At 50.3% G+C, this 21,946-nt stretch carries 18 protein-coding genes; 3 read left to right on the top strand and 15 right to left on the bottom strand.

Features of this window, described 5'->3' with window-relative positions:
• Nucleotides 1-46: 46 nt before the first annotated feature.
• The 3 genes from DXT99_RS17560 to DXT99_RS17550 all read right to left on the bottom strand — a co-directional run bounded on the left by DXT99_RS17560 (nucleotide 47) and on the right by DXT99_RS17550 (nucleotide 3,423).
• Nucleotides 47-1,435: an FAD-dependent oxidoreductase gene (locus DXT99_RS17560; protein ID WP_115566952.1), complete on the bottom strand. Its 1,389-nt coding sequence runs from the start codon at nucleotides 1,433-1,435 to the stop codon at nucleotides 47-49.
• Nucleotides 1,436-1,504: 69 nt separating this feature from the next.
• Entirely contained in the window at nucleotides 1,505-2,083 is a 579-nt protein-coding gene (locus DXT99_RS17555) for an alpha-ketoglutarate-dependent dioxygenase AlkB family protein (RefSeq protein ID WP_246000813.1), read from the bottom strand.
• A 62-nt stretch (nucleotides 2,084-2,145) separates the two neighbouring features.
• Nucleotides 2,146-3,423: a cation:proton antiporter gene (locus DXT99_RS17550; RefSeq protein WP_246000812.1), complete on the bottom strand. Its 1,278-nt coding sequence runs from the start codon at nucleotides 3,421-3,423 to the stop codon at nucleotides 2,146-2,148.
• Between the two features lie 353 nt (nucleotides 3,424-3,776).
• Between DXT99_RS17550 and DXT99_RS17545 the strand changes: the two genes are divergently transcribed.
• Nucleotides 3,777-5,153: an alanine/glycine:cation symporter family protein gene (locus tag DXT99_RS17545; RefSeq protein WP_220273404.1), complete on the top strand. Its 1,377-nt coding sequence runs from the start codon at nucleotides 3,777-3,779 to the stop codon at nucleotides 5,151-5,153.
• Between the two features lie 134 nt (nucleotides 5,154-5,287).
• On the opposite strand, the gene DXT99_RS17540 is transcribed toward DXT99_RS17545, so the two are convergent.
• From DXT99_RS17540 to DXT99_RS17505, 8 genes are all read right to left on the bottom strand, one after another.
• Nucleotides 5,288-5,869: an EF-hand domain-containing protein gene (locus DXT99_RS17540; protein ID WP_147294245.1), complete on the bottom strand. Its 582-nt coding sequence runs from the start codon at nucleotides 5,867-5,869 to the stop codon at nucleotides 5,288-5,290.
• Nucleotides 5,870-6,127: 258 nt separating this feature from the next.
• On the bottom strand, nucleotides 6,128-6,757 hold the full coding sequence (locus tag DXT99_RS17535) for a CatB-related O-acetyltransferase (protein WP_115566885.1): 630 nt from the start codon (nucleotides 6,755-6,757) through the stop codon (nucleotides 6,128-6,130).
• A gap of 45 nt (nucleotides 6,758-6,802) precedes the next feature.
• On the bottom strand, nucleotides 6,803-7,246 hold the full coding sequence (locus DXT99_RS17530) for a GNAT family N-acetyltransferase (protein WP_115566884.1): 444 nt from the start codon (nucleotides 7,244-7,246) through the stop codon (nucleotides 6,803-6,805).
• A gap of 65 nt (nucleotides 7,247-7,311) precedes the next feature.
• Nucleotides 7,312-7,914, bottom strand: a complete 603-nt coding sequence (locus DXT99_RS17525) for a helix-turn-helix domain-containing protein (RefSeq protein ID WP_115566883.1) — start codon at nucleotides 7,912-7,914, stop codon at nucleotides 7,312-7,314.
• 328 nt (nucleotides 7,915-8,242) lie between these two features.
• The gene (gene kynU / locus DXT99_RS17520; protein WP_115566882.1) at nucleotides 8,243-9,526 is read right to left on the bottom strand and encodes a kynureninase; all 1,284 of its coding nucleotides are present in this window, start codon (nucleotides 9,524-9,526) and stop codon (nucleotides 8,243-8,245) included.
• Between the two features lie 390 nt (nucleotides 9,527-9,916).
• Nucleotides 9,917-11,014, bottom strand: a complete 1,098-nt coding sequence (locus DXT99_RS17515; RefSeq protein ID WP_115566881.1) for an amidohydrolase family protein — start codon at nucleotides 11,012-11,014, stop codon at nucleotides 9,917-9,919.
• 147 nt (nucleotides 11,015-11,161) lie between these two features.
• Nucleotides 11,162-12,490 (bottom strand): PQQ-dependent sugar dehydrogenase, encoded by a 1,329-nt coding sequence (locus tag DXT99_RS17510; protein ID WP_115566880.1) that lies wholly within the window; start codon nucleotides 12,488-12,490, stop codon nucleotides 11,162-11,164.
• 322 nt (nucleotides 12,491-12,812) lie between these two features.
• The gene (locus DXT99_RS17505; RefSeq protein ID WP_115566879.1) at nucleotides 12,813-13,352 is read right to left on the bottom strand and encodes a 3-hydroxyanthranilate 3,4-dioxygenase; all 540 of its coding nucleotides are present in this window, start codon (nucleotides 13,350-13,352) and stop codon (nucleotides 12,813-12,815) included.
• Between the two features lie 130 nt (nucleotides 13,353-13,482).
• Between DXT99_RS17505 and DXT99_RS17500 the strand changes: the two genes are divergently transcribed.
• Together DXT99_RS17500 and DXT99_RS17495 are read left to right on the top strand one after the other, a co-directional pair.
• Nucleotides 13,483-14,271 (top strand): SDR family oxidoreductase, encoded by a 789-nt coding sequence (locus DXT99_RS17500; RefSeq protein ID WP_115566878.1) that lies wholly within the window; start codon nucleotides 13,483-13,485, stop codon nucleotides 14,269-14,271.
• A 325-nt stretch (nucleotides 14,272-14,596) separates the two neighbouring features.
• Nucleotides 14,597-16,042, top strand: a complete 1,446-nt coding sequence (locus DXT99_RS17495) for an aldehyde dehydrogenase (RefSeq protein WP_115566877.1) — start codon at nucleotides 14,597-14,599, stop codon at nucleotides 16,040-16,042.
• Nucleotides 16,043-16,071: 29 nt separating this feature from the next.
• Here DXT99_RS17495 and DXT99_RS17490 read toward each other — a convergent pair whose 3' ends face one another.
• The 4 genes from DXT99_RS17490 to DXT99_RS17475 all read right to left on the bottom strand — a co-directional run bounded on the left by DXT99_RS17490 (nucleotide 16,072) and on the right by DXT99_RS17475 (nucleotide 21,780).
• Complete coding sequence (locus DXT99_RS17490; RefSeq protein ID WP_147294244.1) at nucleotides 16,072-16,284, bottom strand: DUF421 domain-containing protein; 213 nt, start codon at nucleotides 16,282-16,284, stop codon at nucleotides 16,072-16,074.
• A gap of 285 nt (nucleotides 16,285-16,569) precedes the next feature.
• Nucleotides 16,570-18,807, bottom strand: a complete 2,238-nt coding sequence (locus DXT99_RS17485; protein WP_115566875.1) for a S9 family peptidase — start codon at nucleotides 18,805-18,807, stop codon at nucleotides 16,570-16,572.
• A 178-nt stretch (nucleotides 18,808-18,985) separates the two neighbouring features.
• Nucleotides 18,986-20,548, bottom strand: coding sequence for an OmpP1/FadL family transporter (locus DXT99_RS17480; RefSeq protein WP_115566874.1), 1,563 nt, complete (start codon nucleotides 20,546-20,548; stop codon nucleotides 18,986-18,988).
• A gap of 29 nt (nucleotides 20,549-20,577) precedes the next feature.
• A complete protein-coding gene (locus DXT99_RS17475; RefSeq protein ID WP_115566873.1) occupies nucleotides 20,578-21,780 on the bottom strand; it encodes a hypothetical protein in 1,203 nt (400 codons plus the stop codon).
• Between the last annotated feature and the right edge of the window lie 166 nt (nucleotides 21,781-21,946).

The raw sequence follows: 21,946 nt of genomic DNA, 5'->3' as shown, positions 1-21,946 counted from the left end.
TTAGAGAAGCGTTTCATTGCCTACAGCAGCGACACCACTTCAGCAGCTAAACTTTCCTTGCCTTATACTTCTTCAGCTTCTCTTTTTTAATGAGCTGTTTCTCCAGTAATTGCTGCACTTCCGGCTTGTTGTAGTCTTCTACTATTTTGATGTGCTTCATTACCTTCTTCATAATCTTCTCCTGCTGCAGGCCTGTTTCCATGGCATAAGAATAAGGCAGATCAGTGAAGGTAACCATGGAGTAGAGTGGAATCCAGATGTCGGGGTACTGCTCTGATATTTTACCTTCAATCTTTTTGCGGAGCAGGAAACTCGGCTTGGCTACCTTATCGCGCATCTCAATAAAGTTCATCACGGCAAGGTCGGCAATGGCATCGGCATCGGGTTTTCGGCGGCGCTCGAACCTGTGGAACAGCTCCTCCCAGTTTTCACCGTCAAAGCTGTCCAGCATCTGGTCCAGCACCGTAATATCCTCAAAACCAGCATTCATGCCTTGTCCGTAGAACGGTACCACCGCGTGGCTGGCATCGCCTATCAACAATGATTTCCCCTCATAGCTCCATGGGAAGCATTTAACAGTCACCAGCGAACCAACGGGATTTTCGAAGTACTCGGTTGCCAACTCCGGCATTAGGGGCACGGCATCAGGGAACACTTCACTGAAGAAATTCAGCAAATCCTCTTCGGTTTTGATGTTGGCAAAAGAGCGTTCGCCCTCGTAGGGGAAGAAAAGGGTACAGGTAAAGCTGCCGTCGATGTTGGGCAGGGCAATCATCATGTAGTTGCCGCGCGGCCAGATGTGCAACGCGTTCTTTTCGATCGCCCAGCCACCGTCTCCTGTGGCTGGTATGGTGAGTTCTTTGTAGCCATACTCGAGGTAATGCTGCTCATAGTTAAAACGCTCGGTTTTCTGCATAGCACCCCGCACCACCGAAAAAGCGCCATCGGCTCCGAAAAGCAGGTCTGGCTGCACGGTCTCAGTTTCGCCTGTCTCCACATTGCGCAGTTGCACCTCATTGGTGCGCAGGTTCACATCCAAAGCCTGGCGGCTGAAGTGGTAGGTGATATCCGGGTTCGGCTCCGAGAGGTTCATCAGCGCAACGTTTAGCCCGCCCCTGGACACAGAGTAGATAGCCTGCCCCTCTTTGCCGTATGGCTGGAAAGTGAGGTTACCCTGCTCATCGTGCATGACGCGGCGGCGCATCGGGATGGCCACCTTGCGCACCTCCTCTTCTATGCCAATACCTTTGAGGGCACGCCAGCCACGGTCGCTGAGGGCGAGGTTGATGGAACGTCCGCCATCTATAATCGTAGTGCGCAGGTCCGGGCGGCGCTCGTAAAGGTCTACTTTGTGGCCGCGCCTGGCCAGGTACAGAGACAGCAACGAGCCCACCAAACCGGCTCCCATGATGGCGATGTTCTTCTTCTCGGTCATAATGTATGCAGGGCCCAGGGCCACTTGACGACGTAAAGTAACGGCTTCCGGCCCGGATTGACAAAAATGCTAGCCTCTCACATTCCGGAAGGTAAGGTTGATGCGTGGTTGTACGGGGCGTTTGGTCTTGGGGATGTGGTGTAGCCAGTGGTGTTGCGTGGGGCCTTGCATCAGCAGCAGACTACCGTGTGTGAGGGTTATACTTACTGGTTTCAGGTCTTTGCGGGTGCGGTGCTTCAAACCGAACCGGCGCTCGCCGCCAAAGCTCAGGCTGGCAATAGCCGGCTCCTCTCCCAACTCCGCTTCATCGTCGGAGTGCCAGCCCATGCTGTCGTTACCGCTGCGGTAAAAGTTCAGGAGCACGCTGTTGTAGCTTTTGCCACTGGCCTGCTCTACCCGCTCTTTTAGCTCCAGCAGCACCGGCAGCCATGGCTGTGGCGCATTGTACAAGCCAGAGTAGGTATAGCCTTTGTCGCCATACCAGGCGGTGAGGCGCGGCATGGGCAGTTTCTTGCCAAACATTCGGATATGCTCCTGCTGCCAGTTTATACGTTGATCCAGTTCTTGGAAAAAAGCATCGCTTTCCTCCAGGCTAAAAAATTGCGGGGCAAAGTACACTTCAGCGTCGGGTAGTGTTAGTTTTTGCAAACTAGTAATTTGTTTATCAGATAGCGTTTGGTAGAAGAAGATGGAGTGGCTCCATTTGCTTCTTATTGAATCTCATCGGGTGTTTGATCAGGTTTAGGAATAGGCCGTCCGCTTTTCTTACGCGCAACGTCCAGGGCTGTAATAACACTTGTAGCGGTTATGCCATGCAGTATAATTGACATCATCACGATAAACGCAACAACAGACCATAGTTCATTGGCCTCTGGCAGGCCAACTTTATCTAAGGCAAAAGAAAGGTAGAAGAATGAGCCTATGCCCCGAATACCAAAGAAACAGACAGCCAGTTTCTCCTTTAAAGTAGAGTAAGTACCCAGCATACTTGGCAAGGCTGTAACTGGCCTTATAAGCAGCAGGAATACGATACCAATCAATGCACCCTGCCAGCTTAAATAATCTAAAATACCTGTTACAAGGCTACCGCCAAACAAGACCAGCAAGATCACCATAACAATTCGCTCCACCTGGTTGATAAAGTTATGCATTTCGATATTATACTCATCTTCTGCTTCAATGCTACTTACAGTAAGCCCTGCAACAAACACGGCAATAAAGCCATAGCCGTGCAGCAGTTCGGTTATTCCGTAAGTTGCCAGTGTAGCAGAAAGTGCCAGGAAACCATGCTTTGCCTTCGGGAAACCAGTTTTTTTGGGAAGAGAAAACAGCAGGTAGGCTAGTCCGCGCCCTATCAAATAGCCCGCTCCGGCACCTACCACTATTCTATACAGCAAGTCCCGTAACACCCAATCCGTGAACCACTCACTACCTGTCCCTGCTGATATGGCCAATACCACCGCCAGCCACGTAAAAGGGAAAGCCGAACCGTCATTCAGCCCAGCCTCCGCTGTAAGCGAAAAGCGAACGACATCCTCCTCTTCATCATCCGGAGGGCCTACCTGCACCTGTTCTGCCAGCACAGGGTCAGTAGGCGCCAGTACGGCTCCCAGCAAAACGGCTCCTGCCACAGAAAAGCCAAGGAAGGTCCACCCCAGGAATGCGATGGCCGCAATGCTCAGCAACATCGTGATGCTTACAAGCCGAAGCGGAATGCGCCAGTTTCTGAAACTAAACTTTCGCCGAATCTTAAGTCCTGTTCCCATCAACGAAATTATAACACTAAGCTCTGTGAGCCGCACCACATACTCTTCGCGCCAGATAGGGTCAGGAGAAGGCAGCCCTAAGGGTAACAGGTAAATGAGTATACCCAGCAACAGGTATACAATAGGGTATGAGAAGGGTGTTTTCTCCATTAAAGCTGGTACCCAGGTCATGGAGAGCGCCGCTAACCCTATCACGGTCATTGCAATTATATAATCATTCATCAGGTATTCTATCCTAAGTTCAGGGACTTAACAGGGTATCACCGCTTATGATAAGCGCTGCATGATACCCTACAGCAGCGCCTGCTACAAATAGGCATACATACGTTATTTAATTCGTGTTGCCGTATTATGTGGACTGATACTCAAAACAGCCAGGATAGTTTCCAACTTTATTATAGCCAGATTACAGCATGATGTGAATTCAAGGCAGTCTGAATAATCCGTTTCTGAAGGAATAACAGGTATGACGGCTTACACCAAACCAGGTATTAGGGCTTTATATATTAGCATTAACCCTGGAACCATGCCTATCTTTATCCTTTGGACACTAATTCAGTAAAACATTGGAAGCGATAGAAAGTTTTTTAGTTGCCTTCAGCAATGCCGCCTGGGGCCTGCCTTTGCTTCTCCTGCTTATGGGAGGCGGCACCTTTTTCATGCTGTACTCCCGATTCCTGCCCTTCCGCTATCTGGGGCATTCGGTAAACGTGCTGCGCGGCAAATACGACGATCCGGACGATCCGGGGGATATCAATCATTTTGAAGCTTTATCCAGCGCCCTGGCCGCCACAGTTGGCATGGGTAACATCAGCGGGGTGGCAGTAGCCATTACCATGGGTGGCCCAGGTGTTTTGTTCTGGATGTGGGTGAGTGCTTTTGTCGGGATGGCTACGAAGTTCTTCACCTGCACGCTGGCTGTGATGTACCGCGGCAAAGACAGTAACGGCCACCTCGAAGGCGGCCCTATGTATGTCATCGTAGAGGGACTGGGCAGGAAATGGAAACCATTGGCGGTATTTTTCGCCATTGCTGGCTTGTTTGGCGCCTTGCCTATTTTCCAGGCAAACCAGTTAACACAGGTCATACGCGAAGTGGTGCTGGTGCCGAATGGCCTCGGCTCTACCGATACTTTCTACTCTGACCTTGCCACAGGTCTTACCCTGGTACTCATCACGTCACTTGTTATTTTCGGAGGTATCAAGCGCATCGGGCAGGTGGCAGGCAAAATGGTCCCGAGCATGGTGGTACTGTATATGCTGGCGGTGTTTTATATCATGTTTGCCAATTACACCAGCATTCCGGGCGCATTTGCCATGATATTCGAAGATGCGTTCACAGCAGAAGCCATGTTGGGCGGAGCCGTTGGAGCCATCATTATTGCCGGCGCACGCAGGGCCGCCTTCTCGAACGAGGCAGGTATAGGCACGGCCGCCATGATGCACGGTGCCGCCAAAACAAGCGAACCTATCCGGGAAGGCCTGGTGGCCATGCTGGGCCCGCTCATCGACACGCTGGTGGTGTGTACCCTAACAGGTGTGGCCATCATCGTGACAGGCACCTGGGACGACTCTCAGGCGAATGGAGTTTCAGTAACGGCAGCGGCTTTCGACGATGCCATGCCTGGCTTCGGGAGCTACATTCTGGTGCTATGCGTGCTTGTCTTCGCCTTTACCTCGCTCTTCTCCTATTCCTATTATGGCACCAAATGCTTTGGTTTCCTTTTCGGCGCAAAGTATAAGTCCTATTACAACTACTTCTATGTGTTTACGATTATACTAGGTGCCACCGCTTCTATCACCGCTGTTATCAGTTTGATTGATGGCATGTACGCCATGATGGCAATTCCGACCATGACTTCTGCCCTGCTCCTTTCGCCGAAGGTGATGGCGGCCGCTAAAGATTATTTCAGACGGATGAGGAAGTTCAGGGAAGAGGAGATGAAGGTGTAGTTTGTGAGAAGCGAACCAAGGCCTTGCTCTTATAAAACAGCAGGAGGCGGGTTTGCATTCAGCAATCAACACAAAAAAGGCTGCAGCGTTTAACCCTGCAGCCTTTCTTTTATAATCTAAATGTCTGTATGCTATCAGGAGCCATAGTACCTGTTGTACCTTCTATCATAATCTTCATTCGTGATTGCACCATCCCGATCGTTGTCCCAAAGGCCAAAGATGCCATCAGAATACTCCCGCTCATTGATCATACCGTCACCGTCTACATCCCACTCACTGAAATAGTTGCTTCTGGCAACTGCGGTGCGAAATTCGTCTTCATTTATCTGGCCATCTCCATCGGTATCCCATTCAGCCATGTTCTGGTTTTCCATTCCAAAGTCTCTGGTGGCATTGTTCCATTCGTCTTCGTCCAGTATATTGTCATTATTCACATCCCAGGTATCGAAGTAACCACTGTAAAACTCGTTTTCATCCAGCATGTTGTCATCATTCTCGTCCCAAACATCGAAACGGCCAGACGAGGTGATGGAGGTGCTAAAGCGCTCCGTATCCCAGTTGTCCATTACACCGGCACTTTCTTCCACCTCAGTGGGCTCTCCTACTGTTGCAGTTTCTGCGTCTTCACCGCCACCGCAAGCCACCATGCTCACCATTAGCGAGCAGCACAGTCCGTTACGAAATAGCCTCCATAAGTTTGATTGATTTTCTTTCATAGTTGTTTGTTTTCGTCTAAGAACTGTTTCTTTCCTCTACGATACCAGTTCGTTATAGGATTAGCGCAACAACTATAGTTCCGGTATAGCGCTGTTGCTAACCGGCAAGAGAAACGGCCGCATCCGCCCACAGATTGCAGCGCTAGCGAATGCGGTAAAGATTTTATAAGCAGTTGAAGGAGCTCAGAAAGAATGAGGACTTGAAGGCGTTAGTAGTGAGAGGGAAAGCGAACGTAGAATGCTTGCCAAAGGCGCTGTTTATTCGCTACCGTTCAGGTTATTTATGCTTTTGCCTGTTAGGTGATGCAGGTTCTGTGTTATTTTCTCTATGTCCCAGTCCCACCATTTTATGGCTAGCAATTCGTTTATCTGTTCTTCTGAAAATCGCTTTTTAATTTCTTTTGCCGGATTTCCTCCCACAATGGTATAAGGCGCTACATCTCTGGTTACCGTAGCATTGGCCGCAATAATTGCTCCGTCGCCTACTTTTACGCCTGCCATGACAGTAGCCTTATACCCTATCCAAACATCATTTCCTATTACCGTGTCGCCTTTGCTGGGATAGGCTTTCCCATTCATGGCATCCTGCCAGCCATTGCCAAAAATGGCGAACGGATATGATGTAATAGCGTCTGACAGGTGGTTGGCCCCGTTCATAATGAAGGTGACTCCTGACGCTATCATACAAAATTTCCCTATTATCAGTTTGTCGCCTATAAAATCAAAATGATACTTTACATTCTTCTCAAAGTTATGCACATCTTCAAAATCATCATAGTATGTATAATCACCTACTATAATGTTTGGATTGGAAATGATGTTTTTAAGGAAGCAAAGTCTGTTGTGGTGGGCTAAGGGAAATATGTCGTCTTTGTTCGGGCCTGTCATTTGTCTTGAGTTGGTTTAGAGGAAGCACTCCTGAAGGAGCCATATTTACTTTTCCAATGTCATTTGCATCTGGTAAAGGTCAAAGCCTTTTGCCCAAAAATCTTTCTCCGTTTTTTCTAAGTCAAACCCCATCTTCTCATAAAACTTATACACGAGTTGGGTTGTCCTGACGACAATCAGATTGATAGCCGGATTCTTTTTGATGTGCTCAATTCGGTGAAGCGTGAGTTGTTTTCCAACGCCTCTTCCCTGGAAATTGGGGTGTACCATGTCCCAGGATATACAGGCCAGCTTTGACTCAGGAAAGTAATTGATACCTCCCGAACCGATGATTTCCCTATTGTCCTCTACGACAAAATAGTCTTCCAACCGGTTGTCAAGATACTCTATAAAGTCGGCTTCCTCGGACTCATCAAAGTACTGTGGTGTGTTAAGCCGGAGCAGGGCCACAAGCTCCTCTTTATCTTTACTTGTGTAGGCTCGAATCATATTTCTCCTGTTGTAAAATTTACCTGTGATCCTTCAGCTTTGCATGTTCGTCCTAATCAGAATTTTTACTTCAGGAATGGGATGGCTGGAACATAGATGCTCTTAAGTTCATTTCGGCTCCTCCAGACATTCAAAGCAATTATAGCAATGTTATAGAAGTAAAGAAAGGTCAAAATCATCCCCAAAAGAGAAGGACTGACAAAGAGCGCGGTGATGAAGTGTTTAAATGATAAACTGTAAAAGATGTACTTCCCTTCTGTGGCGATCAGCATAGTAGCATACAGCATAATGGTCCAGGTCAACTGGAATGATATAAGCTTCCTGCCTGTATCATCCACAAGCTTAATTTTATCCTTTTTTAAAATCCACATAACCAAAGGGATAACTATGCCTAAGAAGGGATTGATAAGAAATCCAAACCCTCCCAGGTTTAACACTGTAAGGTAGCCCCTGTCTTCGGTTGGTGCCCATTCGAGCACGTCATCCGGACGCACCTTCAACGCAGCAGTCAATTTTGTCAGGGTATCGCCCCTCGGAACAGACTCCCCACTCTCTATTCTCTGAACTGTCCTAAGGCTCAACATCGATTCTTCTGCGAGCTGCTCCTGAGAGAATCCATTTCTTTTTCTAAGTTCCTTGATTTTCGTTGCTAATGTAGTATTGTCCATATCACATGTTGTTTAAGTTCATTAGCAAAGGTATTTTGGAACCGGAGCAGGCCTTGCGTCACCATTACGACAATCTTACGTCATTAATGCCAGAGCCTGATTTCATTACTATTTACTTACCTTCCAAAGAGTTATTCCACTATCAAACCTGCATGGCTAGATAAAAAGGACCCGCACTGTTTACAATATCTGTATAGCAATATACACAAAAGAAAGAGCCTATAAAACGAGCAGCGGCTGACATCGTTATGCCAGCCGCTGCTCGTATGCGTGTTGAAAAAGCTACAGTTTACTTATCTCAATATTTTTATGAAGCTTCCTGCCATGCTTATTTCTGCCCCACTGTCTGCAGGCTTCCGTGCAGGATTTCAGAAAAGCGATATACTTCTTCAAAGCTGTTATAGAGTGGCGTGGGGGCCACCCGTATCACGTTTGGCTCCCGGTAGTCCACGATAATGCCGGCTTCCATCAGCCTATCGAATAATTGCCGGGAATTCTGTTTTACCAGCATGGATATCTGGCAGCCGCGGGCCTGCGGGTCGCGCGGCGTAATCATTTCCAGCACATCCTCTCCCACCGGCACATCGTCGATCAGGTACTCCAGATAACCTGTGAGTTTTTCGCTTTTGGCGCGAAGGTTTTCCATACCTGCCTCGTCGAACAGCTCCAGGGAGGCGCGGTGTACAGCCATCGGCAGAATCTGGCTGTTGCTTAGTTGCCAGCCTGCTGCGCCTTCCATTGGTTTAAAGCCTTTTTTCATCTGGAAGCGCTCTTTTGCATTGTGGCCCCACCAACCTGCAAAGCGGGGTATGCTGGAGTCGTTGCCGAACCGCTCGTGCACATACACCCCAGATGTGCCGCCCGGGCCGGAGTTAAGGTACTTATAGCTGCACCACACAGCGAAATCCACATCCCAGTCGTGCAGGTGCAGGGGCACATTACCGGCAGCATGCGCCAGGTCAAAGCCTACAAAAGCGCCTGCTTCGTGGCCTGCCTTTGTGATGGCCTCCATGTCAAACACCTGCCCGGTATAGTAGTTAATGCCGCCCATCATCACTAATGCCAGCTCGTCGGCATGTTCTTTTATGCTTGCCAGAATATCTTCCGTTCGCAGGGCATGCTCGCCCTCGCGCGGGAAAAGCTCTATCACGGCTTCATCCGGGTTATAGCCATGGAATCTAGTTTGCGTCTCCAGGGCATACTGGTCGGATGGGAAAGCCCCTCCCTCCGTGATGATTTTAAAACGCCTGCCCTGCGGCCGATAGAAGGACACCAGCATCAAGTGCAGGTTCACTGTCAGCTGGTTCATGACCACCACCTCGCTTTCTCTGGCACCCACCACACGGGCCGCACCTGGAGCCAGCAGTTCGTGATAGTTCACCCAAGGTTCCTCTCCTTTAAAATGGCCTTCCACCGCCAGATTGGCCCACTTATACATTTCATTGTCGATGTACATCTGTGCCGACTTCGGCTGTAGTCCCAGCGAGTTGCCACAGAGGTAAATAGCGTCCTGCTTGTTTACCTGCGGAAAGTAAAAGCGGTCTTTAAAGTGCCTTAACGGGTCTAGCTGGTCCTGCTCCTGTGCGAAAGCGAGGGTATTCTGATAGTTCATGCTTGTGCGGATGTTTTATAAATAAGCTACTTTACGCAGCTATTGTTTTCTGAATGCTGCTAATATAAGGAAATGCATGTTGAGTTACGAGTAAGAAAGGCTTATGCGGCAGACGCTCGCAGGAGCTGCGCACGCTGCGAGGTCTTTAGAGCAGGCGTGGTTTCGGTAGATTTTGATGAATCTATGTGGAGAAAAGCAGAAGCTACGAAGCAATAGCTTGTAAAAGAGCAACTACAGACTCCCCGCCTTGGACTCTAAAGGGGGCCCCTGCACCCCCAGGAGGAGTTAGGGGTGGTTTGACCCGGTAAAGCAGAAACAGTAAGAAGAATGCTTGACAGTTTGAAGCTTAAGCAAATTGTTGGTGAAAAACACCAACAACGGCGACCAGAGCTAAGCTCCTTCTTCAGCTTTTGTTGCTGAAGAAGGAGCTTCTTTTACAAACTGCTCCTTCTTCAGGTTCAGCCACTCCAGGGCAGTTCCGTGCAGCATGCGGTCTTTGGTGGCGCGGTCGTAGGGCATCGATTCGATGAGTTTGCCAGGCTCCAGTTCACCAAGCGGGAAAGGGTAATCGGTGCCGAGGGCGATGTTGTTTGCTCCCACCAAATCAACCAAATACTCCAGCACCTTTGGTTCATGTACCAGTGAGTCGAGGTAGAACTTACCCAGGTACTCCCGCGGGTTTACATTGTTATCGACGGCACAAAGGTCCGGGCGAACTTCGAAGCCGTGGGCAATGCGGCCGATGGTAGCAGGAAAGGAACCTCCGCCGTGTGCAAAAGCAACACGCAGTTTGGGCAGGCGTTCAAATACGCCTCCAAATATCATGGAGCAGATGGCCAGGCTTGTTTCGGCGGGCATGCCCACCAGCCACGGCAGCCAGTATTTGCTCATATTCTTCTTGCCGTACATATCCCAGGGGTGCACGAAAACAGCAGCACCCAGCGCTTCTGCTGCCTCAAAAACGGGGAAAAGAAACGGAGAATCTAAGTTATGCTCATTGATGTGCGTGCCGATTTGCACGCCCGCCAGGCCCAGTTCTTTCACGCATCGCTCCAGCTCTTTTACCGCCAGTTCAGGCGCCTGCATCGGCAGGGTGCCTAATCCTACGAAGCGGTCGGGGTAATCTGCCACTACGCCTGCGATGTGGTCGTTCAGCATGCGGGAGAGGTCGTAGGTATGCTCTGGTTTAGCCCAGTAGTTAAACATAACCGGCACTGTGCTCAGCACCTGCACTCCCACCTGGTGCTGGTTGCATTCGTGCATCCGCACTTTGGGGTCCCAGCTGTTGTCCTGTATCTCCCTGAAGAATTTATCGTCCATCATCATGCGGGCACAGCAGGGCTTGTGATGCTCCAGCCGTATAAAGCCGCCATAGCCGTAGCGCTCCCGCAGGTCCGGCCACGTGCGCGGCAGAATGTGCGTGTGGATGTCGACCTTAAACAGGTTGGCACCAGCAGTAGGCGTAGCGTGAGGCTTTTTCTTTTGCATGTGAACGAGCAGAATGAAAATGACTTGAATACCGGCAGCGCGGCAAAGAGCAATTCATCAATATACAGCTTTTCTTCTTATTACGCATGTTTCCCGGCAAAAGCTTAGCCGCAAAAGAAAAGGCCTGGCAGCCACTATGTTCCTGCACTACTGCCGGACACTCACCCGCCAGATGGTGTTGCTGGTATCATCGGCCACAAGCATCGAACCGTCTGGCAGCACCGCAATACCGACCGGGCGGCCATACACTTCATCATCTTCTCTATCGGCAAAAAAGCCTGTCAGGAAATCTTCCGGAGGGCCAGCAGGCATCCCATCCCGGAACGGCACAAACACGACCTTGTACCCCACCAACTCTGACCGCCTCCAGGAGCCATGCTGCCCCACAAATGCGCCGTTGTGGTACTTCTCCGGAAAAGCGGTTTTATCATAAAAGGCCAGGCCCAGCGAGGCAGAGTGCGACACCAGGGGTACATCCGGCACAATGGTTTGCTCGACCAGGTCTGGCCGCTGCCCCAGCCACTCCGGGTCTTCGTTCGGACCGAAGTAGGCGTAGGGCCAGCCATAAAAGCCTCCCTCCTGCACACTGGTTAAATAATCCGGCACCAGCTCGTCTCCTAAATCGTCGCGCTCGTTCACAGAGGTCCAGAGGGTGTTGGTGCTAGGTGCCCAACCCATCCCCACCGGGTTGCGAAGGCCGCTGGCATACACCCGCTCGCCCGATCCGTCCGGGTTTACCTCCAGGATATTCGCTCTCCGTTCTTCGTACTCCATACCATGCTCCCCATGGTCGCTCGCCGACCCGACAGCCACGTACAGTCTAGAACCGTCCGCGTTAGCGATAATGTTGCGTGTCCAGTGGTTGTTATAGCCTCCGGCAGGCAGTTCCAGGACTTTCTCTCCCTTTGCCGTAATGTTCGTCTGGCCAGCCTGGTAAGGGTAGCGCCATATACCATCCGTATTAGCCACATAAAACATGTTGTCCAGCACCAGCATACCGAGTGGTTGGTTTAAATCACTCAGGAATTTTTCCCGCATATCTGGTTGGCCATCCGCGTCGGTGTCTCTGAAAAGCGTAATCCGGTTGGCGCTATTGCCAAGGGCCATCGATTTTGTGATGCCTACGATTTTAGCGCCAAGCCGCTTCCAGAAGCCTACCTCTGTGTTTGCCTCTGCTACCAGCACATCGCCGTTCGGAGTAACGTATAGCCAGCGTGGGTTCTCCAGGCCGTCGGCATATTTTGTCACGGTAAAACCTGCGGGTGCTGTTGGTGTACGGCCCTCTTCCCAACCGATGACGTTGCTGAAGTTCCGGCCGGATTCTGTGGCATGTGGCGGAGGCAAGGTTACCTGCTGCCCTGCAGGCGTTTCTACTGTTTTAGGCTGCTCCTGCACCACCGGGTGGTTTGAATTACAACCGGATAAAAGAACTATAGCAGTTAGGAAGGATAAGGTAAGGCGAATGTGTTTTTCCATAATAAGTACTCTTGTCTGATACTTACTAAAGTCTGGCAGGCATGGTTTTGTTTGCCGCTGTACCTAAAGGATTTGATGAGCAGGCAAACAGTCTTAGTTCATTCTTTTCTGTCATCCTGAAAGGATCCTGGTAGAAGGAAGTTAAGCTTTTGCGGCTTGCCCACAAGATCCTTTCAGGATGACAAAGGTGGGAGAGAACCGCTTTCTTTCAGAATGAAGAAGGAATAACAGCTATTAAGCTTTACTATTCAAATAAAACACCCTCGCAAGCCTTCTTTATAAAACAGGTTTGCGAGGGTGTCTTTTACTTCGTTATGAATTCTTACTGCTTCGCCTCAGCAGGCTGAACGGGTGGCTGCATTATCTCACCACAGTTGTTGCAAGTGCGGCGCTCCTCGCTCTTCCAGAAGTTGTCCATTATCACAGGCAGTTGCCCTACAATATCCGTTACGTCGGCGTACTCCTCATACAACTTATTGCCGCAGTTCTCGCAGAACCACAGGAAGCCGTCTTTCTCTCCTGCTTTACGGTAGCGCTCCACCACCAGCCCCACCGTGTTCGCAGGGCGACGTGGAGAATGCGGCACGCGTGGCGGCAGCAGGAAGATCTCACCTTCCTTGATCGGAATATCCACCGGTTTGCCGTCCTCTATTATCTTCAGCACAATGTCGCCCTCCAGTTGGTAAAAAAATTCTTCGCCTTCATCGTAATGATAGTCTTTGCGGGAGTTTGGTCCGCCGACCACCATCACAATAAAATCATCATTGCCTTTAAACACCTGTTGGTTGCCTACTGGCGGCTTCAGCAGGTGGCGGTTCTCTTCTATCCAGCCCTTAAAGTTAAAAGGTCTTGTTATAGCCATCGTTTTGTATCGTTATTTGATTGGGTTGACAAATTGAAGGTACGCAAAAGAGGTTGAAAATGGTAATGCCACTTGCACCTGCGGCGGTATTGCCCGCGCAAGTTTACGCTGTTTTCCGTACATTTAATTTATGAACTTAGACCTGAAAGATAAACGCGCCATTGTGTGTGGCAGCACCCAAGGCATTGGCAAAGCCATTGCTACAGAACTGGCAGCCTTGGGAGCCAGTGTGACACTGATAGCCCGCAACGAGGACAAACTGAAGGAAATAGCCGATGCGCTTGATCAGGCCAGCGGGCAGCAGCATGATTATATTGTGGCTGATTTTTCAAACCCGGATGAAGTATACCTGCAGATAAAGGCCTACGTACAGGAGCAGGATGAAATACACATCCTGGTAAATAATACCGGTGGCCCTCCGGGAGGACCTATCACCGAAGCAAAGCCAGAAGAATTTCTGAACGCCTTCAACATGCACCTTATCAACAACCACCAGTTGGTGCAGGCCGTGGTGCCGCTCATGAAGAAAGCGAGCTACGGACGCATTATCAACATCATCAGCACTTCTGTAAAGGAACCCATTCCAGGCTTAGGTGTATCGAACACCACACGCGGCGCGGTAGCCAGCTGGGCGAAAACGATGGCCAATGAGTTGGGGCAGTTCGGCATTACGGTCAACAATGTGCTTCCCGGCTCTACCAAAACAGGCCGCATCTGGTCGCTGGTGGAAAGCAGGGCAGAGAAATCGGGGCGCAGCAAACAGGAGGTGCAGGAGGAGATGGAAGCAGCTATACCCGCACGACGTTTTGCCGAGCCGGAAGAGGTAGCCGCCGCCGCCGCTTTCTTAGCCACACCTGCCGCCGCCTACATCAACGGTGTTAGCTTGGCGGTGGATGGAGGCAGGACGGGGAGTATTTAACCTCACCCCGGCCCTCTCCTAATAACAGGAGAGGGAGCTCTGGTATTGCTTTCGCAAAGGTAATCCAACCACCCCTGCCCCTCCTTATCTAAGGAGGGGAGCTTTTATTACTTCTTGCGAAGCCTGTGTCATTACAACAAGAGCATAAGAGTTATCAAACATGCTCACTATGAAGAATTCAAGTAGAGCCGGAATAGCAGGCTCCCCTCCTTGGACTCTAAAGGGGGCCCCTGCACCCCCAGGAGGGGCAGGGGTGGTTTGACCCGGAACTGATAACGCTCCCATTCGTAATTCAGAACTGATAATTCATAACCATACAACCGCAGTGAAGCAGCTAAAAAACTACATCAACGGCCAACTGGTGGCACCGGTGGCAGGACAGTACATCGATAACTACAATCCAGCTACTGGCGAGGTATTCTCCCTTATTCCTGATTCTGATGAACAGGATGTGGAGCTGGCGGTGCAGGCAGCGCAGGCAGCTTTTCCGGAGTGGGCTAAAACGCCTGCTGAAAAGCGGGGACAGATGCTGATGCGGATCGCGGACCTGATTGACCAGCACCATGACCGTTTGGCCGAAGCTGAATCGGTGGACAATGGTAAGCCGCTGAAACTGGCGAAGACGGTGGATATACCACGTGCCAGCAGCAACATGCGCTTCTACGGTACGGCTATACAGCATTTTGCCTCTGAGGCGCATTATATGGAAGGAACGGAGGCCATTAATTATACTATCCGGCACCCGCATGGCGTGGCTGGCTGCATCTCGCCCTGGAACCTGCCGCTGTACCTGTTCACCTGGAAAATAGCCCCTGCGCTGGCGGCCGGTAATTGTGTGGTGGCCAAGCCTTCGGAGGTAACCCCTATGACAGCTTACCTGCTATCGGAGTTATGCCAGGAGGCGGGGTTGCCGGCGGGAGTGCTGAACATTGTGCATGGCTACGGGCATAAAGTGGGCGCGGCCATGGTTGCGCACCCGAAAGTACCGGTTATCTCTTTTACCGGCGGCACCGCCACCGGGCGTTCCATTGCGGCTACGGTAGCGCCTATGTTCAAGAAGCTGTCGCTGGAGTTGGGCGGCAAAAACCCGAACATCATCTTTGCAGACTGCGACTTTAATAATGCCCTACATACTTCTATCCACTCGTCGTTTGCGAACCAGGGACAGATTTGCCTCTGTGGCTCCCGTATTTTTATAGAGCGCCCCTTGTACGACAAATTCAGGGATGCTTTTGTAGAGAAGGTAAAAGCCATGTCAGTAGGCGACCCGCTGGAGGATAGCACAAAGCAAGGGGCTGTGGTATCGGAGCAGCACATGCAGAAGGTCCTGTCTTATATAGCGCTGGCCAAAGAGGAAGGTGGCACTATTCTAACGGGCGGCCAGCAGGTGCAGGTAGAAGGCCGTTGCGCCAAAGGCTGGTTCATTGCCCCTACCGTAATTGAAGGTTTGCCCTACAACTGCCGCACCAACACCGAAGAAATTTTCGGCCCTGTCGTCACGCTCACCCCTTTCGACACCGAGGAAGAAGTCATACAATATGCCAACTGCACCGACTACGGCCTCTCCGCCACCATCTGGACGCAAAACCTCCCCCGCGCCCACCATGTGGCGCACCAGGTGCACAGTGGCATTATCTGGATTAACACCTGGCTCCTCCGCGACCTCCGCACGCCTTTCGGAGGCATGAAAAATTCCGGAGTTGGCCGCGAGGGTGGGTTTGAGGCGCTACGTTTTTTTACTGAGCCGCAGAATGTGTGTGTGAAGCTGTAATGCAAATGCCTCGGCACATCCTTTACTTATTAAGCGGAGGCTGCGCGTGGAGAGTGTCTTTGGGAGGATGCTCCTACCACGGCACCAAGCGCCACTGTCACGGCAAAGTCGAATGCGGTTAAGCGGGCAAAGCTCCGAGGGCCAACCAGCCTGCTGAATAAAATAAGCACTACATATATAGCCAGTGCCGCAAGCACAGTAACGCCTGCCTCTACCCATGTCATCTGAAGTTGCTGTTGCATCCTGTATCTGTTTTTCTTCCTTAAACCCTAGAACGTCAGGCAATAAAAAGGGTATACCTTAAGCTGTGGATACCTAGCCCTACAGAACCTGAGGAAATACGGCAAAACGGCTGATAGTACAGGGCTACTTCCTATCTGGCACCAGGTTATGCACCCGCTGCTTCATCACATGCAGCAGCCATCTCCATTTATAGAGCGCGCTCAGAAACTTGCATGACATTGCCTTATAAAAAAGAAAAAGCCCGTCATTTCTGGCGGGCTTTTTCTTTTATCAATTTACAGCAATTACAGCTGGTTATTTTTAGCATCCGGGTTTATCAACTTACGCTCCAGAAAATCTGTCATCATTTTAAAGCGGTGCATGTAGGTGTTGCCGCCGTAGATGCCATGGTTACGGTTCGGGTAGTAGAAACTCTCAAACTGCTTGTCTGCATCAATCAGGGCATCCTGCATCGCCACCGCGTTCTGGAAGTGCACGTTATCGTCGCCGGTACCGTGAATCAGCAAAAGGTCGCCCTGCAGTTGGTCAGCAAACGAAAGCGGTGAATTCTGGTCGTAGCCGGCAGCATTCTCCTGTGGTGTTTTCAGGTAACGCTCTGTATAAATGCTGTCGTAGAAGCGCCAGTTGGTAACCGGAGCCACGGAGATACCGGCACGGAAGATACCATCACCTTTCGTAAGGCCCAGCAGCGTCATGTAACCACCGAAGCTATGGCCCCAGATACCGATGCGGTCTTTGTCCACGTAAGGCTGGTTGCCCAGCCATTTAGCCGCTTCAATCTGGTCTTCTATTTCATACTTGCCCAAATTGGCATACGTCACTTTCTTAAACTCAGCACCACGGGCACCTGTACCACGGTTGTCCACACTCACTACCATCACGCCTTTGTCAGCCAGCACTTGGTACCACAGGTAATTGTTGCCGCCCCAGCTGTTGGTTACCGTTTGGGAACCCGGGCCACCGTACACAAACATCAGCACCGGGTACCTCTTGTTCGGGTCAAAATCGCTTGGCTTAATCATCCAGCCGTTCAGTTGCGTGCCATCTGTTGTGTTCATAGTAAAGAACTCCTGCTCTGCAATATCATACTGGGCCAGCGTGTTCTTCAGCTTCTGGTTATCCTCCAGCACTTTGATTAGTTTACCGTCTTTGGCAGTGTGCAGGTTGACTGTTGGTGGCACATTGGCAGCAGAATGGTAATCCAAGTAATACTTGAAGTCGTTGCTCATATTCACGCGGTGTGTACCGGCTTCGTCAGTCAGGCGCTTTTTACTCTTGCCTTTGCTGCTGATGCTGTACAGGTGGCGGTCCAGCGGCGATACTTCTGTAGACATGTAGTACAGGCGGTCGTTCTTCTCGTCGTAGCCCACATAGCTGCTTACCTCCCAGTTACCGTTCGTAATCTGGCGCACCAGCTTTCCGTTCATATTGTACAGGTACAGGTGGTTGTAGCCGTCTTTCTCAGAAGAGTGAATGAAGTTCTTGCCGTCGTTCAGGTAGGTCAGGTCATCGGTTATATCGATGTAAGCCTTGTCTGTTTCTTTCAGCACCACATCCGCTTTACCGGTAGTGGCATTGGCATGCAAAATCTCCAGGGTGTTCTGCAGGCGGTTCATCTTTTGGATAGACAGCAGGTTTGGGTTGTTCGTCCACTTGATGCGCGGGATGTAGATATCTGCCTCGTTGCCAGTATCCATCTTCACCGTTTTGCCGCTGGCTACATCATACACCGATACTTTTACCGCTGAGTTAGCCTCACCGGCCTTGGGGTACTTAAACTTGTAATCCTGCGGGTAAAGGTCGCCCCACATCTGCATGTTAAACTCCGGCACGTTGGCCTCATCAAAGGTATAGAAGGCAATCTTCTTACCGTCCGGTGACCAGGCGAAACCTTTCGCAAAAGAAAACTCCTCCTCGTACACCCAATCCGCATATCCGTTGATGATGGAGTTGAACTTACCATCAGCGGTAATCTGCGTTTCCTGCATGTTGCTCAGGTCTACTACAAACATGTTGTTTTCGCGGGCAAAGGCCACACGGTTCGCATCCGGAGAAAAAGAAGCATACAGCTGCTTGCCACCATCGCTGAGCTTCGTCAGCTTCTTGGTGGGTATATCATAAATGTAAAAGTCAGCTTTGGAAGAGCGGCGGTAAATCTGCTCACTCTCTGTTGCAAACAGTACCTTCTGTTCATCTGAGCTGAAGGTATAGTCGTCGAACTGGATAGGAGTACTGCCGCCTGCTGGTATAAGGTTCTCGCCTTCAATGATGGTGCTGACAGGCTGCCCGGTGGTGACATTATACTTCACAATGTCGTACACCTTATTCTGCTCGTCAGGCACCTGGGAGCTGTAAAACTGGCCGTCTTTCATCCAGTTTACTCCATACACCGACTGTGCCCGGAAAGTACCGTCACGGTAAATATCCTCCAGCGTAATATCCTTCTTCTGCTGCGCCTGCGCCACAAAGGCGAAGCAGAGAAGCACAGCAGCTAAAAGGTTTGTCTTTAGTTTGATTTGCATGCGTTTTATTTATGTTTTTTTCCTTCCTCTAAATTATAGGAATAATATTGTTTCACCATACATCATAGCCAAAACCATACCTATACCTCTTGCAGTGGGTACAAAACCAGCCATAAACACAAAAAAACAGGCAGCTCTTTAGCAGAGTTGCCTGTTTCAAAATTGTTTTGCGTTATGCCTAGAAGTTATACCCTACAGTTAGCAGCACAGAGTTTTGCGTGTTGCTAATGTCTACCACAGGCTCACCGCCGCCGGAACTGAACTGGTATGGCGAGTAACGGGTGTCGCTCGTGCTTCTTACATAGGCCAGGTCGGCATAATAATTCAGCAAGCGTACGCCTGCTCCTACTGAGACAGAGTTAACCGCACCATTTAAGTCTGAGCTAGCATACGGGTCTCCTGTGTGCGCATATCCTGCACGCACCCTGAATGCCTCATAACGGCCTTCTGCCCCTATTCTGTAGCTCATAGCTGACTGGTACATGTTGGAGATGCTGTTGTTCAGGTTAGAATAGAAATTGCCTGAGCCATTCCCAAAGCTTTCATCTGCTGAAAAACGGGTGCCGGCGTAGTTCACATATTCTATATCGCCGCTTATAAAGCCATACTTACCCAGGAAAACACCTACGCCACCGGACGCTCTGAAGGGAGTGGTAAGGCTATAGGAAAAATCTCCTGGCAGCTCAGAGGCATCGTAATTTTCCGATGCGCCTGTGTTCGGGTTGACTGAGGTGGTATATAGTGAGCGCCTGTAAGTATCTGTAAGCGTATATGCTGTTGGCGTCTGCACAGACACTCCGATACGTAACGCATCGATTGGCCTGGCGATAACTCCGACTTTCAGGTTTACGCCTGCTCCGCGTGTAGTAAACTGATCAAACAACTCCAGACTATAATTACCATCTACAGCTGGTTCGCCGTCTTCGTCAAAGCTGGCTATATAGTAACCTGATTCAAGAAAAGTGCTTTCCTGCGTCAGATTTGTTGTTATAATTCCAACAGATGCCCCTACATATATCCTGTCCCGATAACTGGTACCCACACCTATGTCAATCTGGTTTTGAGAGCCTCTGCGCTCAATCGTTTCACTTTGGGCTATATCACCCAGGCTATACAGCGGAGCAGCATACTGCCCCATATCATCCTCCAGAATATCAATCAGGTAAGTACTGAAGGCTAAACCTTCTATGGTGACTTCCCGCCCAAACTCAGCATCTAAACTTTGTTCAAGCGTCTCGCCACCCATTAAGGTTCTGTTATTTGCCTGATCCGCGAAGTAATCTACAATTGTATTGGGCGGGGAAGCGGTGTTGTTGTAGCTAATGCGCTGGTTAAAGTTGTTAAGCCTGGTAAGACCTATACCAAAGTTAAGGCCACGCCAGTCGCTGAGGTCCTCATCGCCTTTGCGGTTAGAAAGCACTATACCTGCCTGCGGAATGGTGAGCAGGTTGCGCTCATCTGACTGCCGCGCCCCGTTTATATTGGTATCTGTTGTATTAAACTGTAATGCCGGTGTAAAACTGAACTCTGACCGGCGGAACATACCCAGACCGGCAGGGTTTGATGAAAGGCTGGAAATATCAGCACCTAATGCGGTTTGTGCACCTCCTAAACCTTGTATACGTGCAGAGCCTGTTACGCCCAGTTGAGTGTAGCGCAGGGCATCCACCTCGGTTTGAGCAAAAGCAGTTCCGCTCCAGCCTAGCGCAAGCGCCAGACTGGCCAAAACTATCTTCTTCATGTTATCTTGGTTTTTGCTTTACTGATAGATTAATTTCCCCCTCTTGGTGGACGACCACCTCCACCGCTGCTACCAGAGGAACCGCTGCTACGTGGTGTTGGAGAACTGCGTACCGGGCTCTCGTAAGTACGGGTCGGACGACTCTCATACGTACGGGTTGGGCGGCTTTCAGTAGGGCGCACACGTTGCTGCTGTCGCTGTTGTGGTCTGGATTCCTGCGTACGGGTTCTTGTCGGCGTAGCACGACGTTGCTCCTGCTGGTTATTGATGGCAGGTGTGCGTCTGGTACGGCTTGGGCGATTTGGCAGGGCTCTTTTTTCTCCTTCAGCGGATCTTACGTTGCCTTCTGTTCTTGTAGGAGAAGTTACTGTCTCGCCTCTGCGGGCAGGACGACCAACACTCTCTGAGCCTACTGTTTGTCTGCCGACGCTCTCTCCCTGGTTCACGCCACCTCTTGCAGGTCTGCGCAAAGCCGGGTTATCTGTTACCACCGCGCTGCGGGAGTTTCTTGGGCTATTCTGCATTCTTACAGGGTTTCCGATTACAACAGGGCGGTCATAGAAAACACCACCGTAAGGGTGTCCTCCATAAAATCCGTTGTTAAAACCATTTCGGAAGCCATTGTAATGACCGTATCCGTAGCTGTTAGGCCACCAGCCGCCCATGCCCATGCCCATGCCCATCATGGGCTGGTTGTAAAAACCACCACCCCAGGCCATCGGCATACCCATGCCCATGCCATAACCGATGCTAACATTCAGGCCGCGGTTAAAGCCGCCTCCCCAGTAAGGGCTGCGTCGGAATGAGTTATAATAAAAAGGGTCTCCGAAAAAAGGATCGTAGAACGGATCATAGAAGGCAATACTGGACATGCGCGGAGCATACGCTGCGCCCCAGTAAGGGTCTACAAAAGAGTAGCTTGGCTGGTACCAGTTATTACGGGCATCATATTCCCGTCCGTCGTAGTACTCATCACCGGCATAGTCATCCGTTCTGGCGGTGCTACCTGAATATTCAGGATTTAGCACCTCGCCTTCGGCAAATGCCTCGTCTACGGTCAGTTCATCATATCTTTGAGATGTTGTCGCCTCTGGCTCCACATACTGAGTTTTGTCTGATGAACTATAATACATATCATCATACTCTGTAGATTGCATGGCAATAGGAGTGCTGCATCCTGCTGCCAATAGTGTGAGCATGGGGGCTATCGTAAGTAATTTATATTTTTTCATGGCCTGCTGCTGTAAGAGAATGTGTCTATTTTCAAGCTATATCAAAGATAAACACACAATGGTGCAAAACCTTATCTATAGTATAATATATTAACGTAATTTTAAGCCAGAATGATATGTGGCTTTTGTCTATAAAGTAGCAAAATCTGTTCCAAAAGCCTTAAAA

Origin of the sequence: Pontibacter diazotrophicus (assembly GCF_003367245.1) — a bacterium.
GTDB lineage: Bacteria > Bacteroidota > Bacteroidia > Cytophagales > Hymenobacteraceae > Pontibacter > Pontibacter diazotrophicus.
Note: the sequence above shows the minus strand (reverse complement) of the source record. Positions and strands in the feature narration are given on the sequence as shown.

Coding starts and splice junctions, on each gene's coding strand:
- DXT99_RS17500 (WP_115566878.1), top strand. CDS start 13,483: ATGAACTTAGACCTGAAAGATAAACGCGCCATTGTGTGTGGCAGCACC.
- DXT99_RS17560 (WP_115566952.1), bottom strand. CDS start 1,435: ATGACCGAGAAGAAGAACATCGCCATCATGGGAGCCGGTTTGGTGGGC.
- DXT99_RS17485 (WP_115566875.1), bottom strand. CDS start 18,807: ATGCAAATCAAACTAAAGACAAACCTTTTAGCTGCTGTGCTTCTCTGC.
- DXT99_RS17510 (WP_115566880.1), bottom strand. CDS start 12,490: ATGGAAAAACACATTCGCCTTACCTTATCCTTCCTAACTGCTATAGTT.
- kynU (WP_115566882.1), bottom strand. CDS start 9,526: ATGAACTATCAGAATACCCTCGCTTTCGCACAGGAGCAGGACCAGCTA.
- DXT99_RS17525 (WP_115566883.1), bottom strand. CDS start 7,914: ATGGACAATACTACATTAGCAACGAAAATCAAGGAACTTAGAAAAAGA.
- DXT99_RS17480 (WP_115566874.1), bottom strand. CDS start 20,548: ATGAAGAAGATAGTTTTGGCCAGTCTGGCGCTTGCGCTAGGCTGGAGC.
- DXT99_RS17475 (WP_115566873.1), bottom strand. CDS start 21,780: ATGAAAAAATATAAATTACTTACGATAGCCCCCATGCTCACACTATTG.
- DXT99_RS17530 (WP_115566884.1), bottom strand. CDS start 7,246: ATGATTCGAGCCTACACAAGTAAAGATAAAGAGGAGCTTGTGGCCCTG.
- DXT99_RS17505 (WP_115566879.1), bottom strand. CDS start 13,352: ATGGCTATAACAAGACCTTTTAACTTTAAGGGCTGGATAGAAGAGAAC.
- DXT99_RS17550 (WP_246000812.1), bottom strand. CDS start 3,423: ATGAATGATTATATAATTGCAATGACCGTGATAGGGTTAGCGGCGCTC.
- DXT99_RS17490 (WP_147294244.1), bottom strand. CDS start 16,284: ATGCAACAGCAACTTCAGATGACATGGGTAGAGGCAGGCGTTACTGTG.
- DXT99_RS17540 (WP_147294245.1), bottom strand. CDS start 5,869: ATGAAAGAAAATCAATCAAACTTATGGAGGCTATTTCGTAACGGACTG.
- DXT99_RS17535 (WP_115566885.1), bottom strand. CDS start 6,757: ATGACAGGCCCGAACAAAGACGACATATTTCCCTTAGCCCACCACAAC.
- DXT99_RS17515 (WP_115566881.1), bottom strand. CDS start 11,014: ATGCAAAAGAAAAAGCCTCACGCTACGCCTACTGCTGGTGCCAACCTG.